Raw genomic sequence first — 14,490 nt, forward strand, 5'->3', positions numbered from 1 at the left:
GGCCACCGCCCACGGCCGGAGCCGTACGGCCCGCCGACCCCGCGCGTCCGGGCGGAGGCGCAGGTGGCGCCGCGTGCGCCGCCGCGCGCGGCACCGGTGTACGGCTCCCGCCACGGGGTACCGTTCGCGGCACAAGGCGGTGGTCCGAGGCCGCGCGGTCCTGACGGCGCCGATCCGCCGGCCGATCCGCCGGCGGATCCGGTCGCCGTGCCGCCGGGCGCCCGCGCGAACGCGCCGCTGCGGGCCCGGCGCCCGACCACGCACGCCGATCACCCGATCACGCCGACCACGACCGGGCGCGGCTCCGCTCGCCCGCGCCGAATCCGGAGACCGATCATGGGCGAACGACCCTTCTCCCGGGAGACCGCGACACAGCCGCACACCACCACGCAGCGCCCGGCGCGGAGCGCGGCACGCCCAGGCCGCCGGCTGCGGGTCCTCATGGGCACCGACACCTACCCGCCCGACGTCAACGGCGCCGCCCTGTTCACCGCCTGCCTGGCGCGCGGGCTGGCGCAGCGGGGCGTGGACGTGCACCTGCTGTGCCCCTCGCCCGAGGGCGCCCCCGGGGTGGAGCGCGTCGAGGGTGTTGTCGAGCACCGGCTGCGGTCGATGTCCTCGCTGGTCCACGCGTCGGTGCGGCTGGCGCTGCCGCCCGGCGCCCCCGGCCACCTCGACCGCCTCATGAAGCGGCTGCGCCCCGACGTCGTGCACCTCCAGAACCACTTCATCGTCGGTCGGCTGCTGCTGGGGGCGGCCCGCCGCCACGGGGTGCCGGTGGTGGCCACCAACCACTTCACGCCGGAGAACCTGTTCGCCTACCTGCACTGCCCGCCCGCGCTGCGCGGCGCGCTGGGCGCCTACGCCTGGCGCGACCTCGTGCGCGTGTACTCGGCGGCCGACCACGTCACCACGCCGACCCGCATCGCGGCGCAACTGCTGGTAAACAAGGGCTTCCGCCGCCCGGTGGAGGCGGTCTCGTGCGGCACCGACCTGCGCCGCTTCCAGCCGCTGCGCGGCGGGGAGGCGGAGCGCGCGGCCGCGCGCTCCGCCGCGCGCCGCAGGCTGGGCGTGCCCGACCGCCCGACGCTGGTGTTCGTCGGCCGCCTCGACGCGGAGAAGAACATCACCGACCTCATCGAGGCGCTCCCGCACATCACCGTGGCGGACGCACAGTTGGTGGTGGCGGGGTCGGGCTCCCAGCGTCGGCGGCTGGCGGCCCTGGCCGCCGAGCGCGGGGTGGCCGATCGGGTGCACCTGCTCGGGCACGTGCCCAACGCCGACCTGCCCGACGTCTACCACTCCGGCGACGTCTTCACCATCGCCGGTACCGCCGAGTTGCAGAGCATCGCCACCTTGGAGGCGATGGCCGGCGGCCTTCCGGTGGTGGCCGCCAACGCGCTCGCGCTGCCGCACCTGGTGCGGCCGGGCCACAACGGCTACCTGTACCAGCCGGGGGCCGCCGCCGATCTCGCGAAGTACGTCAGCGAGATCCTGGCCGCCCCGGAGGAGCGCGCCCGCATGGGCGAGGCCGCCCGCCGCAGGGCGGCCGGACACGACCACCAGGCCTCGTGCGCCCGTTACGAGGAGATCTACCGCGACCTCGCCCGCCGGAGGACGCCACCGCCCGAGCGGTAACCCCGGCCGCCTGTCGCCCTCGGTGAGCCGTCGCGCACGTTCGCCACCGGTGCGCGGTGCGACGGTCGCGGACCAGGCGGGCAAGGGCCGTGTTTATCAGGGCTTCACCTGCCGGCCAGCACAATGCCCAGGCCAGGGTGGTACTCAGGAGCGCGGGCCGCGTGGGGTGGGGGATGGGTGGCCCGAGGGCGCCCGGCTGCGGGCGCTCGGCTGGAAGGCGTGCGACTGTGGGGTGTCCCGGCGTCGCTGTGGGTGGTCACCCGGCCGCCGATGGGGGCGCCCTGCGTGCGGTGCCGACGCGTGCGGCATGTCAGACTCAGCCCCAGTGCCCACGGGCGCGCGGTACCGATACCGGGCCGGGAGGCTTTTCCCGGACCCGCTCGGCGCCGCACTTTCGCGGACACGCCTTCGCTCGGCCTTGCCCTGCTCTGCTTTGCTCTGCTTTGCTCCGCCCGCCGTCCGCGCCTCCCGGCGCCGGCGGCGGTTTTGCCCGCGCGCCGCACCGGCCTCCCGCCGGATGCGGACGCCGGCGCGACCCGATCGTCGTCCGTGGTCCCGTCGCCGACCACACACGTGCACCGCTAGGAGGGCGCGACCGCTCATGACGTGGCCAGTGGTTATCGCCATCGCGGGTGCGCTCGCCGTCGCGGCCGGAGCCGCGTTCCAGGAGCGGGCCGTGGTCGCCGCGCCCCGCACGGGCGGGCAGTTGCGGCTCCTCGGTTCCCTGCTGCGCAGCAAGGGCTGGTGCCTGGGCACCTTCATGACCGGCTCGGGCGTGCTGGCGCACATGGTCGCGCTGGGGCACGCCCCGCTGATCATCGTCCAGCCGATCGGCATGAGCGGCCTGCTGTTCGCGGTGATGCTCTCGGCGTTCTTCCGGCGGCAGCGGCTGACCACCGCGCAGGTCTTCGGGTCGCTGGCGGTCACGGCGGCGCTGATCGGCCTGCTGGCCACGATCCCCGACCACGCCAGTTCGCCGGTCCTCACCGGCGCGGAGTCGGTGCTGCTGCCGCTGGGGTGCGCGGCCGCGATGCTGCTGGCCGTGGTCGCCGCCCGGTTCACCGGGCCGCTCACCGCCGCCTGGGTCCTGGCGCTGGCGGGCGGGGTGGCCTACGGCGGCACCTCGGCGCTGGCCCGGGTCATCGGGTCATCGGCGGTGCGGGACCTGTCGGCGGTGCTGCACCCGCTCACCGTGGTGGGGCTGGTGATCGGGCTCAGCGGCGCGGTCATCGTGCAGAACTCCTACCGCACCGGCCACTTCGCGCTCGCCTACTCGGTGCTGCTGATCTCCGACCCCCTGGCCGCGACCGTGATGGGGGTGGCGTTCTTCGACGAGCGACTGCCCACCGGACTCCTCGACGGCACCGTGGCGCTGGCCGCCGCCGTGCTGGGCGCGGTGGGCGTGGTGACGCTGGCGCGCAGCAGCGGGCCGCCCAAGCAGCGCAGCGCCGAGGCCGCGCCGAGGGGTGCCGCCGTCGAGGCAGCCCCGGCCGGTCCCGGCGTCGAGGAGCCCCGAGGCGAGCGGCCGGCGGCGCACCCGCGCACGCGCGGCGCCGCGCCGCGCGGACCCGTGCGGCGGCCGGCCAACCCCGCCGTGGAGTGAGGCCGCGCGTCCGGCCCGCAACACTCGCCCTCCCTTACTCCGCTGCGTCCGGCGAACGGGCCTCAGGCGGCAGCGGCGGGAGCCAGAAGCCCACCACCGCGCCGCCGTCGGGGCGGTTGTGGGCCAGGACGCGGCCGCCGTGGGCGGTGACGATGTCCTGCACCATGGACAGCCCCAGGCCCGAGCCGGGCAGGCTGCGGGCCGAGGTGGCGCGGTAGAACCGCTCGAAGATGTGCGCCAGCTCCGCCGGGTCGATGCCCGGGCCCCGGTCGCGCACCTCCACCCGGCCCTCGCGGACCACGATCTCGATGGGCTCGGTGCCCTCAGGGTCGAACTTGGCGGCGTTCTCCACCGGGTTGGACAGCGCCCGCTCCAGCGCGGTGGGCCGCCCCATGACCACCGTGTCGTCGGCGTCCACCACCACCTCCCGCCCGGTGCGGCGCCGGGTGCGCTCGGCGACCCGCTCGGCCGTCTCGCCCAGGTGGAGTTCGCGCGGGCGCTCGTCCTCGCGGCTGTCGGTGGCCAGCTCCACCAGCTCGTTGACCAGGTCGGTCAGCTCCCGCGTCTCGCTCTGGAGGTCGTCGATCAGCCGCTCGCGCGCCTCCGGCGACAGCCGCTCGAACCGCTTCATGACGCTGACGTTGGTGCGCACGCTGGTCAGCGGGGTGCGCAGCTCGTGCGAGGCGTTCTGCACCAGCCGGCGCTGCTCCTCCTTGGCGCCGGCCAGCCGCGCCAGCATCGCGCTGAAGGCGTTGCCGAGCCGGCCCACCTCGTCGCGGCCGGCGGCGCCGTTGTCGCCGCCGGGCATCGGGTAGTCCAGGCGGCCGGTGGCGCTGACGTACTCGGCGGCCTCGGTGAGCCGCACCAGGCGGCCGGTCACACCCCGGCCCACCAGCCAGCCCGCCACGGCGGCGCCGATCAGCACCGTCACGCCCACGCCCAGCATCTGCCACCCCAACTGGTCGAGCATGCGCTCGGTGGGGGAGAGCCGCTGCCCGATCTGGAGCGCGCCCTGGCCATCGCCCAGCGACACCGTGGCGATGCGGTACCGCTCGCCGTCGGCGGTGTCCTCACGGGTGCGGACGACGCCGGGCTCCTCCTCCAGCGCGATCGCGCGGTCCTCCTCGCCCGTGGGCAGGAACCGCACCTGCTCGCCGGGCCGGATCGGCAGCGACACCCCGCCGTCGGGGCTGACCATCTGGTAGGTGAAGGAGTTGGAGTGCAGCAGGGTGAGCGTGCGGTCGCCGTAGCCGGGCGGCTGCGCGGCGCCGCGCAGTTCGTCGGTGAGGTTGGAGACGGTGGCGTCGAACTCGCTCTGGGCGTCGGTGCGGATCATGAACGCGGCGGTGTTGTAGGCCAGCGACCCCACCACCGCGATGACCACGGCGGCCACCAGCGCGAACAGCACGGCGAAGCGGGTCCCCAGCCGCCACTCGCTCAGCGGCGGCACCCCCGGTGCCGGACGGGGCATCGCCGGTCACCTCGACGTCTGCGGGCGCACCGTGTAGCCGACGCCGCGCACGGTCTGGATCAGCGGCGGGGTCCCCTGCGGCTCCAGCTTGCGGCGCAGGTAGCTGATGTAGACGGCCAGGTTCTTGGACTCCGGGCCGAAGTCGTAGCCCCAGATCCGGTCGTAGATGGTGGCGTGGTCCAGGACGATCCCGGCGTTGCGCACCAGCAGTTCCAGCAGGTCGAACTCTGTCTTGGACAGCACCACCTCGGTGCCGCCGCGCCACACGCGCCGCGCCCCGGGGTCCATCCGCAGGTCGCCGACCTGGAGGAGCTGCGCGCCCTCGCCGTCCTCGGCGGGCGCGGCGCGGCGCAGCAGGGCGCGCAGTCGCGCCAGCAGCTCGTCGAGTTCGAAGGGCTTGGGCAGGTAGTCGTCGGCCCCGGCGTCGAGCCCGGCGACCCGGTCGGGGGTCTCCACCCGGGCGGTCAGCATGAGGATGGGCGTGCGGTCGCCCTCGGCGCGCAGCACCCGGCACACGCCCAGCCCGTCCACGCCGGGCATCATCACGTCCAGCACCAGCAGGTCCACCGGGTCGCCGTGGACGGCGGCCAGCGCCTGCACGCCGTCGGCGACGGTGCGCACCTCGTAGCCCTCCAGTTGGAGCGCCCGCTCCAGGGAGTCGCGGATGGCGCGGTCGTCGTCGGCGATGAGGACACGGCTGGCTCGGCTCATGCCAGCAATGGTGGCCCATGAGGGTTAGCCGCTGGTAAGAGCAACACGAGGGCGCGTTGTGCGCCGCCTCAGGCCGCGTCGGCGGCGCGCCGCTCCCGCGCGACCACGTACAGGCCGCAGGCCAGCAGCACGGCACCGGAGAGCACGCCGCTGACGGCGGGGGTCCAGGCGGCTGCGGGGGTGGCGAGCAGGGCGAACCCGGCGGCGCCGAGGGCGGTGAGGCCGACCCCGGGCACGAGCACGCTGGGTTGGCGCCACACCGCCGCCAGCGCCACGAAGTGCAGGCCGACGACGACGGCCACCCAGGCGACGTTGGCCGCCGGCGGCGCGCCCAGGGCGCGCAGCACCGGGAAGCCGCCGAAGAGCAGCAGCGCCTCGGCCGCCACGACCGCCAGGTACCCCCGGCCGAACATGGCCCGGCCCGGCGCGGTGGCCGGCGGTGCGGTGCGGGCGGCGAGCACGCCCAGGACCACGGTGGCGGCCAGGCAGGCCACCGCCAGGGCGCGCAGCCCGGCGCCCACGCCGGCGGGCAGCGGGGCGTGCGCGTTGACCAGGACGAAGACCGTCCCGAAGGAGGAGCCGACGAGGACGCCGGTGAAGCGGGCGAACAGTCCGCGCACGCCGGGGCCGCTCACGCCTGGTCGGGGCGGGCGGGGCCGGAGCCGCCGGGGGCCTCGCCGGGGCCGTCGGAATCCCCGGAATCCCCGGGCTCCCCGGCCTTCCCGGGCTCTTCCGCGTCGCCGCCGCGCTTGGCGGCGGCGGCAAAGGAGACGCTGAAGACGATCCCGATGGCGATGCCGAAGACGGCCCCCAGCGCGAGGTTGTCCAGGGCCACCCCGAGGGAGATCCCGATGGCCACGCCGAGCGGGATGCCCGTGCCTACCGACCTGCTGTTCAACTGCCGCTCCGCTCCCCGGCCGCGCCGCCCGCAGGCGGCCGGGGCCGGTCGTTCGTTGGTGACCCCCCTCTGACGTGCCGCGACGCCGCGCGGTTCCGGGGCGCCGGCGCGGGCCTCACAGGTCGGTGCCCCAGTCCTGGGGCTCCAGGTCGGTGCCGTAGAGGCGGGCGGGCGCCGAGCGGGTGAGCCGGAAGCCGGCCGCCCGGTAGATGCGCAGCGCCGAGTGCAGCACCGACACCGTCGACAGCGTCATGCGCCGGTAGCCGGCCTCGCGGGCGAAGGCCATGCAGGTGTCGACGAGGCGGGCGCCGATCCCCAGGCCGCGCGCCGAGGGCTCCACGAACAGCAGGCGCAGCCGGGCCGTCGCGGCGTCCTCGCGGACGCAGGCCACGCAGCCCACCCGCTCGCCGTCGAGTTCGGCGATCCACAGGGCCTCGGCATCGGGGTCGGACCCGGCGCCGAAGTCGGCGACGATGCGGGCCACCGACGCCTCGAACGTCCGGTCCCAGCCGTACTCGGCGTGGTACAGCGCGCCGTGGCGCTCCACCACCCACCCCAGGTCGCCGGGGCGCGGCGCGCGCAGCAGCACCCGGGGCGGCGGCGCCGCGCCGCCGGCGCGGCGGGCGGGCGGGGCGTCGAGCAGGTGGCGCGCCGTGGCCAGGGCGGTCACCAGCCGCTGCCGGTCGGGCGGGGCGAGGTGGGCGACCAGTTCCTCGATCTGGGCGTTGGAGCGGTCGTCCAAAAGCGCGGCGGCGCGCATCCCCTCGCCGGTCAGCTCGACCACCTGGCGGCGGCCGTCGTCGGGTGAGGGGGAGCGCGCGACCAGGCCGTTGCGCTCCAACCGGGACAGCACGCGGCTGAGCTGGCCGGGGTCCATGTCGAGGTCGCGGCGCAGCGCCAGCGCCTCGGTGCGGCCCCGGCGGCGCAGCTCGTAGAGGATCCGGCCCTCGGTCAGCGACCAGGGGGAGCCCAGCAGCGTGGGGCGCAGCACCCCGACGCGGCGGGTGAAGAACCGGTTGAACGCGCGGATCGCCGCGACGTCCTCCACTGGGACGCGCGGTGCGGCGGTGGTGCCCATGGCTGCCCCCAGGCGAGCTGCCCCGGCCGGCGGCCGGCCCGGCGTCCGGTCCGACCAGGGATGTTTGACTGTGGCAAACGAATGTACAGCGCGCCGCGCCCCGGTGGAAGGGGGCGGGCGCGCCGCGCGCCCGCACCCCCGCCGCCGGTCGGCCGGGTCCGGTCCTACCGCCCCGAGGGCTCCCCGCCGGCGGCCGGGGTGGGGCGCATGCCCGCCGCGCGCCCCTTGCCCGCCACCACCAGCGCCATCTTGCGCGACGCCTCGTCCAGCATCTCCTCGCCGAGCATGACCGCGCCGCGCCGCTCCACGGTGGTGGCGTGCTCGTAGGCCGCCAGGATCCGCTCGGCGTGGTCGTAGTCCTCCTGGCTTGGGGCGTAGGCGGCGTTGGCCGCCTCCACCTGGAGCGGGTGCAGCACCCACTTGCCGTCGAAGCCCAGCGCCGCCGAGCGCGCGGCCGAGCGGGCGAACGCCTCGACGTCGCGGATCTGGAGGTAGGGGCCGTCGACAGCCTGGAGGCCGTTGGCGCGCGCCGCCATGAGGATCCGCATCAGCACGTAGTGGTAGGCGTCGCCGACGTCGTAGCCCGGCGGTTGCTCGCCCACCACCAGCGTCTTCATGTTGATGGAGGCCATGAAGTCGGCCGGGCCGAACACCAGGCTCTCCAGCCGGGGCGAGGCCGCCGCGATGGCGTCGACGTTGACCAGGCCGCGCGCGTCCTCGATCTGGGCCTCGATGCCGATGCGGCCCGGCTCCAGGCCGGTGGCCGCCTCGATCTGGGTGAGCAGGGTGTCCAGCCAGCGCACGTGGTCGGGGCCGGTGACCTTGGGCAGCACCAGGCAGTCCAGGTGGGCGCCGGCGCCCTCCACCACGGCGATCACGTCGCGGTAGGTCCAGGGCGTGGACAGGTCGTTCACCCGCACGGTGCGCACCTTGGCGCCCCACCCGCCCTCGGTGAGCGCGGCCACCACGGTGGCGCGCGCCGCCTCCTTCTCCAGCGGCGCCACGGCGTCCTCCAGGTCCAGGAAGAACGCGTCCACCTCCAGCCCGCGCGCCTTCTCGATGAACCGGGGGTTGGACCCCGGCACCGCGAGCACCGAGCGCCGCGACCGCGATGCCACCGCACCCATGTCCGCCTCCTTCGCCTCGACCTGGTCTCTTGGGGCCGAAGCCCCGAGGGGCCATCCTCGCAAAGCGCGGCACGGGCCGGCCGGTCGGCCGCCCGTCAGCAGTGCATAAGGTGCATACCAGGCACTGGGTGCCACGGGGAGCACTGAGGGCGCCGGCGGGCCGCACCGGCACGCGCCGCGCCCGGGGGAGGACGACCATGACCGCACCGGAGGACACCGCGCCCACGGCGCACCCGACCACCGCGCACTGGGGCACCTACGACGTGCTCGTGTCCGGCGACCGGGTGGTGGGGGTGCGCCCCGGCGCCCACGACCCCCGCCCCTCGCCGCTGATCGGCAACGTCCCCGCCGCCCAGCACCACCCCACCCGGGTGGCCGCGCCCGCCGTGCGGCGGCGCTGGCTGGAGGGCGGCCCCGGCCCCGACCCCCGGCGCGGCGACCCCGGCGACGAGTACGTCGAGGTCGAGTGGGACACCGCGCTGGACCTGCTGGCCGCCGAACTCGACCGCGTCCGCCGCGAGCACGGCAACCGCGCGATCTACGGCGGCTCCTACGGCTGGGGCAGCGCCGGGCGCGTGCACCACTCCCAGAGCCAACTGCACCGCTTCCTCAACACCATCGGCGGCTACACCCGCTCGCGCGACACCTACAGCCACGCCGGGGTCGAGGTGCTGCTGCCCCACGTCCTGGGCCGCCCCGGCCTGGCCGAGGTGCTGCACAGCGCGCCCACGTGGGAGGCCATCGCCGAGCACACCGACCTGGTGGTCTCCTTCGGCGGGCTGCGGGTGTCCAACACCCACGTCAGCTCCGGCGGGCGGCACCGCCAGGTCGCCGCCGAGGGCATGCGCGCCGCCGCCGAGGCGGGCACGGAGTTCGTGTCGATCAGCCCGCTGCGCGACGACACCCCCGACGACATCGGCGCCCAGTGGGTGAGCGCCGACCCCGGCACCGACACCGCCGTCCTGCTCGCCCTGATCCACACCCTGTTCACCGAGGGCCTGGCCGACACCGCCTTCCTGGACCGCTACACCGTCGGCGCCGACGTGCTGGCCCGCCACGTGCTGGGCGCCGACGGCGGCACCCCCGCCTCGGCCGAGTGGGCGGCCGGGATCAGCGGCGTGCCCGCCGGCACCCTGCGCGAGCTGGCCCGCCGCATGGCGCGCGGCCGCACCCTGGTCAACGTCGGCTGGTCGGTGCAGCGCACCCGCTTCGGCGAGCAGGCGCTGTGGGCGGGCATCGCCCTGGCCGCCTGCCTGGGCCAGATCGGGCTGCCCGGCGGCGGGTTCGCCTCCGGCTACGGCTCGGCCGGCAACTACGGCGCCGGCTCCACGCCCGGCGGGCTGCCGCGCCTGCCCCAGGGCGAGCGGCCCCTCGACAGCTTCATCCCGGTCGCCCGGGTCGCCGACATGCTGCTCAACCCCGGCGCGGAGTACGACTACGACGGCACGCGCGCGACCTACCCCGACATCCGGCTGGTGGCGTGGTCGGGCGGCAACCCCTTCCACCACCACCAGGACCTCTCCCGGCTCACCCGCGCCTTCGGCCGCCCCGACACCGTGGTCGTGGTCGAGACCCACTGGACCGCCACCGCCCGCCACGCCGACATCGTGCTGCCCTCCACCACCACCCTGGAGCGCGACGACATCGGCGCCAGCCGGGGCGACGCCACCCTGCGCGCCATGCCCCGGGCGGTGCCCCCGCACGGCGCGGCGCGCGACGAGTACGACATCTACACCGGCCTGGCCCGGCGCATGGGCGCCGCCGAGCGGTTCACCGAGGGCCGCACCTCGGCGCAGTGGCTGCGGCACGTCTACGAGGAGTGGCGCGGACGCTACCCCGCCGGCGCCGGCCTGCCCGACTTCGACGCGTTCTGGGCCGCCGGCAGCGTGGCCATCCCCGACCGGCGCGACGACACCGCCCTGCTCGCCGGGTTCCGCGCCGACCCCGACGCCCACCCGCTGGCCACCCCCAGCGGGCGCGTCGAGCTGTACTCGGCTACCGTCGCGTCCTTCGGCTACCCCGACTGCCCCGGCCACCCCGTGTGGCTGCCCGCCGAGGAGCGCCTGGGCTCGGCGCGCGCCCGCACCTGGCCGCTGCTGATGGTGGCCAACCAGCCCGCCGGGCGGCTGCACAGCCAGCAGGACATGGGCGCCTACAGCCGCTCCCTGGAGGTGGCCGGGCGGGCGCGGCTGCGCATGCACCCCGACGACGCCGCCGCGCGGGGCGTGGCCGACGGCGACGTGGTGGTGGTGCACAACGACCGGGGCAGCCTGCTCGCGGGCGTGGCGGTCAGCGACGCGGTGCGGCGCGCGGTGGTGCAGCTCTCCACCGGCGCCTGGTACGACCCCTCCTCCGACGAGGTGACCTGCGTGCACGGCAACCCCAACGTGCTCACCGCCGACGTGGGGTCCTCCGCGCTCAGCCAGGGCACCACCGGCCAGCACGTGCTGGTGGAGGTGCGGCGCTACCACGGCACCCCGCCGCCGGTTCGGGTGTTCGACCCCCCGCGCATCACCCGGCGCTAGCGCGCGCCGGGCGCGCCCGGCGGGGCGGGGCTGCCGGGTGAAAAGCGGCGCCGGCCACCCCGGCTCCCACTTCCACCGAGATCAGGGGATAGGTTAGCCTCTACTAAGTTTGCGCGGATAGCTCGGAGGAAGCGTGGTGTTTGTGCACGTGGCCGTTGCGGCCGCCCGCCCCGGCGGGGTGCGATGAGCCTGGAGCGGCCGTCCGCCGTCGCCGGAACCGAGGGCGCCGACCAGGCCGCCCCCGACTCCGTCGTCGCCGCGCACGCGCTGGACCGCCGCACCCGCGCGGCCGCGCGCACCCACCTGCTGCGCGCCGGCGGCCTGCTCGCCCTCCTCGCCGCCCTCCTCTTCTGCGCCGTCCTCAGCATCGCCGTCGGCGCCAAGGACATCCCGCTGCCGGTGGTGTGGAACGCGGTGTGGAACCCCGACGGCGGCTACGACACCAGCGTGGTGTGGGAGCTGCGGATGCCCCGCACCGTGCTGGGGGTCTTCGTCGGCGCCGCCCTGGGCCTGGCCGGCGCCCTCATGCAGGGCCTCACCCGCAACCCCATCGCCGAGCCCGGGATCCTGGGGGTCAACTCCGGCGCCGCCGCCGCCGTGGTCGTCGCCATCTTCGTGTTCGGCCTGACCAGCCCCACCGCCTACGTGTGGTTCGGGTTCGTCGGCGCCGCCGTGGCCGCCGTCCTCGTCTACGCCCTGGGCTCGCGCGGGCGCACCGGCGCCACCCCCGTGCGGCTCGCGCTCGCCGGCACCGCCGTGGCCGCCGTCCTCCAGGGGCTGGTCTACGGCATCACCGTGATCGACGAGTTCGTCTTCGACCAGATCCGGTTCTGGCAGGTCGGCTCGCTGGTGGGCCGCGACCTGGAGCTGTTCCTGCGCATCTGGCCGTTCCTCGCCGTGGGGATCGTCCTGGCGCTGGCGCTGGGCCCCGCGCTCAACACCATCGCCCTGGGCGAGGACCTCGCCGCCGCCCTGGGGGCCCACATCAACCGCACCCGCACGCTGGTGGCGCTGGCGATCGTGCTGCTGTGCGGCGGCGCCACCGCCGCCGCCGGCCCCATCTGGTTCGTCGGCCTCATCGTGCCGCACGTGGCCCGCTCCATGGTCGGCCCCGACCAGCGCTGGATGCTGCCCTACTCCGCGCTGCTCGCGGCGATCCTGCTCACCGGCGCCGACATCGTCGGCCGGGTGCTGCCCGCAACGGGCGAGCTGGAGGTCGGCATCATCACCGCGCTGGTGGGCGCCCCCGTGTTCATCATGCTGGTGCGGCGCAGAAGGATGGCCCAGCTATGACGTTGACCCCCGCCCGCGCGCGCGGCGCCGACGGCACCGCCGACACCGCCGGGGCGGCCCGGCGCGCGCGCCCGGCCCCCGTGCTGCGCCTGGCCGGCGGCCGGGTGTCGGTGCTGGTCCGCCCCCGCACCGCCGCCGTCTACACCGGCCTGCTGGCCGCCACCGCCGCCGTCTTCGCGGTGTCGCTGGCGGTGGGCGACTACAGCATCGCGCTGGACCGCGTGCTGTGGGCGCTCGTCGGCTACGGCGAGCGGCTGGACCTGTTCTTCGTGCGCGACGTCCGGCTGCCGCGCGCGCTCGCGGCGGTGCTGGTGGGCGCGGCGCTGGGCATCGCCGGCGCGGTGTTCCAGAGCCTGTCGCGCAACCCGCTGGGCAGCCCCGACATCATCGGGTTCACCGGCGGCGCCTCGGCGGGCGCGGTGGCCACCATCCTGGTGCTGGGCGGCACCACCCTCCAGGTCTCCCTGGGCGCGATCGTCGGCGGCGTCGCCACCGCCGGGCTGGTCTACCTGCTCGCGCTCAAGCGCGGCGTGCAGGGCTACCGGCTGGTGCTCGTGGGCATCGGCATCAACGCCATGCTGCTGGCGGTGCGCGACTACCTGATGACCCGCGCCGAGCTGACCGAGGCCATGACCGCCCAGGTGTGGATGATCGGCAGCATCAACGGCACCGCGTGGGGCCAGGCGCTGACCATCGCCGCATCGTGCGCGGTGCTGATGCCGGTGGTGCTGCTGCTGGGGCGGCGGCTGCGGCTGATGGAGATGGGCGACTCCACCGCCCAGGCGCTGGGCGTGCCCGTGGGCCGCACCCAGGTCATGGCGCTGCTGGCGGCCAGCGCGCTGACCGGCGCGGCGATCGCGGTGGCCGGCCCCATCGCGTTCATCGCCCTGGCGGCGCCCCAGTTGGTCCGCCGCCTGGCCCGCACCAGCGGCACGGCGCTGATGGGCGCCGCGCTCATGGGCGCGCTGCTGCTGGCGGCCGCCGACCTGGTGGCGCAGCGGGCGCTGGCGCCCACCCAGCTTCCCGTCGGGGTGGTCACCGCCGTCATCGGCGGCGGCTACCTCGTGTGGGTGCTGTACCGAGAATGGCGGACCGGGAATGCCTGAGTCCGGCGACGCGAAGCAGCGAGGAGCAGCGATGTCCGAACCGTCCCGGTTGTGGGGGGAGAACCTGACCCTGGCCTACGACCAGAGCGTCATCTCCCGGGACCTGGGGATCTCCATCCCGGACAACTCCTTCACGGTCATCGTCGGCCCCAACGCCTGCGGCAAGTCCACCCTGCTGCGGGCGCTGTCGCGGATGCTCAAGCCCAGCCAGGGCGCCGTGCACCTCGACGGCCGGCTCATCGGCTCCTACCCCTCCAAGGAGGTCGCCCGGCGGCTGGGGCTGCTGCCGCAGAGCTCCATCGCCCCCGACGGGATCACCGTGGCCGACCTGGTCGCGCGCGGGCGCTACCCCCACCAGAAGTTCCTCAAGCAGTGGTCCCGCTCCGACGAGCAGGTCATCACCGAGGCGATGGAGGCCACCGGGGTCACCGACCTCGCCGGGCGGATGGTGGACGAGCTGTCGGGCGGGCAGCGCCAGCGCGTGTGGCTGGCGATGGTGCTGGCCCAGCAGACGCCGCTGCTGCTGCTGGACGAGCCCACCACCTACCTCGACATCGCCCACCAGATGGACGTGCTCGACCTGTGCGCCGAACTGCACCACGAGCGCGACTACACCCTGGTGGCGGTGCTGCACGACCTCAACCACGCCTGCCGCTACGCCACCCACCTCATCGTGATGAAGGACGGGCAGGTGGCGGCCGAGGGCGACCCCGCCGAGATCGTCACCGAGGACCTGGTGGAGGAGGTGTTCGGGCTGCCGGTGCGGGTCATCCCCGACCCCGAGACCGGCACCCCGCTCATCGTGCCCGCCGACCGGGGCGGGCGCATCGCCCGCCGCACGGCCGGCGCCGGGCCGCGCCCGGCCGCCCAGGAGGTGGGGCGCCGCAGCGCCTAGATCGTTGATGGGGGTTTTCTGAATCTCCTGCGGACATGGCGAAGGGCGTCGAGGATCGGTGTGTGACGACCAACCTTGACGCCCTTCTGACCGCACTCTACGTCCATCTGGACGACCACGTCCTGCCTTCGCGCGAACAACCCGT

The 14,490-nt window shown here is 75.5% G+C and carries 12 protein-coding genes; 6 read left to right on the forward strand and 6 right to left on the reverse strand.

Annotation, left to right across the window (positions count from 1 at the left end; all coding sequences use genetic code 11):
• Nucleotides 1-336: 336 nt before the first annotated feature.
• A complete protein-coding gene (locus tag LG943_RS26910) occupies nt 337-1,638 on the forward strand; it encodes a glycosyltransferase (protein WP_408648664.1) in 1,302 nt (433 codons plus the stop codon).
• Between the two features lie 613 nt (nt 1,639-2,251).
• Entirely contained in the window at nt 2,252-3,241 is a 990-nt protein-coding gene (locus LG943_RS26915; RefSeq protein ID WP_270075187.1) for a DMT family transporter, read from the forward strand.
• 34 nt (nt 3,242-3,275) lie between these two features.
• Here LG943_RS26915 and LG943_RS26920 read toward each other — a convergent pair whose 3' ends face one another.
• From LG943_RS26920 to LG943_RS26945, 6 genes are all read right to left on the reverse strand, one after another.
• Nucleotides 3,276-4,712, reverse strand: a complete 1,437-nt coding sequence (locus LG943_RS26920) for a sensor histidine kinase (RefSeq protein WP_270075188.1) — start codon at nt 4,710-4,712, stop codon at nt 3,276-3,278.
• 6 nt (nt 4,713-4,718) lie between these two features.
• Complete coding sequence (locus tag LG943_RS26925; RefSeq protein ID WP_270075189.1) at nt 4,719-5,423, reverse strand: response regulator transcription factor; 705 nt, start codon at nt 5,421-5,423, stop codon at nt 4,719-4,721.
• Between the two features lie 68 nt (nt 5,424-5,491).
• Nucleotides 5,492-6,058: a hypothetical protein gene (locus LG943_RS26930; protein ID WP_270075190.1), complete on the reverse strand. Its 567-nt coding sequence runs from the start codon at nt 6,056-6,058 to the stop codon at nt 5,492-5,494.
• Nucleotides 6,055-6,321 (reverse strand): hypothetical protein, encoded by a 267-nt coding sequence (locus tag LG943_RS26935; protein ID WP_270075191.1) that lies wholly within the window; start codon nt 6,319-6,321, stop codon nt 6,055-6,057. Before LG943_RS26935 ends, LG943_RS26930 begins: the two co-directional genes overlap by 4 nt.
• Before the next feature lie 115 nt (nt 6,322-6,436).
• Nucleotides 6,437-7,399: a bifunctional helix-turn-helix transcriptional regulator/GNAT family N-acetyltransferase gene (locus LG943_RS26940; RefSeq protein ID WP_270075192.1), complete on the reverse strand. Its 963-nt coding sequence runs from the start codon at nt 7,397-7,399 to the stop codon at nt 6,437-6,439.
• Nucleotides 7,400-7,563: 164 nt separating this feature from the next.
• Nucleotides 7,564-8,526 carry an HpcH/HpaI aldolase/citrate lyase family protein gene (locus LG943_RS26945; RefSeq protein WP_270075193.1) on the reverse strand — a complete coding sequence of 321 codons (963 nt, stop codon included), beginning with the start codon at nt 8,524-8,526 and terminating at the stop codon, nt 7,564-7,566.
• A gap of 197 nt (nt 8,527-8,723) precedes the next feature.
• Here LG943_RS26945 and LG943_RS26950 point away from each other — a divergent pair, with 197 nt between their 5' ends.
• The 4 genes from LG943_RS26950 (at nt 8,724) to LG943_RS26965 (ending at nt 14,345) form a co-directional block, all read left to right on the forward strand.
• Nucleotides 8,724-11,051 carry a molybdopterin-dependent oxidoreductase gene (locus LG943_RS26950; RefSeq protein WP_270075194.1) on the forward strand — a complete coding sequence of 776 codons (2,328 nt, stop codon included), beginning with the start codon at nt 8,724-8,726 and terminating at the stop codon, nt 11,049-11,051.
• 183 nt (nt 11,052-11,234) lie between these two features.
• The gene (locus LG943_RS26955) at nt 11,235-12,344 is read left to right on the forward strand and encodes a FecCD family ABC transporter permease (protein WP_270075195.1); all 1,110 of its coding nucleotides are present in this window, start codon (nt 11,235-11,237) and stop codon (nt 12,342-12,344) included.
• Complete coding sequence (locus tag LG943_RS26960; RefSeq protein ID WP_270075196.1) at nt 12,341-13,450, forward strand: FecCD family ABC transporter permease; 1,110 nt, start codon at nt 12,341-12,343, stop codon at nt 13,448-13,450. Before LG943_RS26955 ends, LG943_RS26960 begins: the two co-directional genes overlap by 4 nt.
• 31 nt (nt 13,451-13,481) lie before the next feature.
• A complete protein-coding gene (locus LG943_RS26965) occupies nt 13,482-14,345 on the forward strand; it encodes an ABC transporter ATP-binding protein (protein ID WP_270075197.1) in 864 nt (287 codons plus the stop codon).
• Nucleotides 14,346-14,490: the final 145 nt, after the last annotated feature.

The organism is Streptomonospora mangrovi, from assembly GCF_027604915.1.
Lineage (GTDB): Bacteria > Actinomycetota > Actinomycetes > Streptosporangiales > Streptosporangiaceae > Streptomonospora > Streptomonospora mangrovi.

Excerpts from the sequence above, each read along its gene's own strand:
- LG943_RS26965 (WP_270075197.1), top strand. The coding sequence starts at position 13,482 with ATGTCCGAACCGTCCCGGTTGTGGGGGGAGAACCTGACCCTGGCCTAC.
- LG943_RS26940 (WP_270075192.1), bottom strand. The coding sequence starts at position 7,399 with ATGGGCACCACCGCCGCACCGCGCGTCCCAGTGGAGGACGTCGCGGCG.
- LG943_RS26920 (WP_270075188.1), bottom strand. The coding sequence starts at position 4,712 with ATGCCCCGTCCGGCACCGGGGGTGCCGCCGCTGAGCGAGTGGCGGCTG.
- LG943_RS26910 (WP_408648664.1), top strand. The coding sequence starts at position 337 with ATGGGCGAACGACCCTTCTCCCGGGAGACCGCGACACAGCCGCACACC.
- LG943_RS26945 (WP_270075193.1), bottom strand. The coding sequence starts at position 8,526 with ATGGGTGCGGTGGCATCGCGGTCGCGGCGCTCGGTGCTCGCGGTGCCG.
- LG943_RS26950 (WP_270075194.1), top strand. The coding sequence starts at position 8,724 with ATGACCGCACCGGAGGACACCGCGCCCACGGCGCACCCGACCACCGCG.
- LG943_RS26955 (WP_270075195.1), top strand. The coding sequence starts at position 11,235 with ATGAGCCTGGAGCGGCCGTCCGCCGTCGCCGGAACCGAGGGCGCCGAC.
- LG943_RS26925 (WP_270075189.1), bottom strand. The coding sequence starts at position 5,423 with ATGAGCCGAGCCAGCCGTGTCCTCATCGCCGACGACGACCGCGCCATC.
- LG943_RS26960 (WP_270075196.1), top strand. The coding sequence starts at position 12,341 with ATGACGTTGACCCCCGCCCGCGCGCGCGGCGCCGACGGCACCGCCGAC.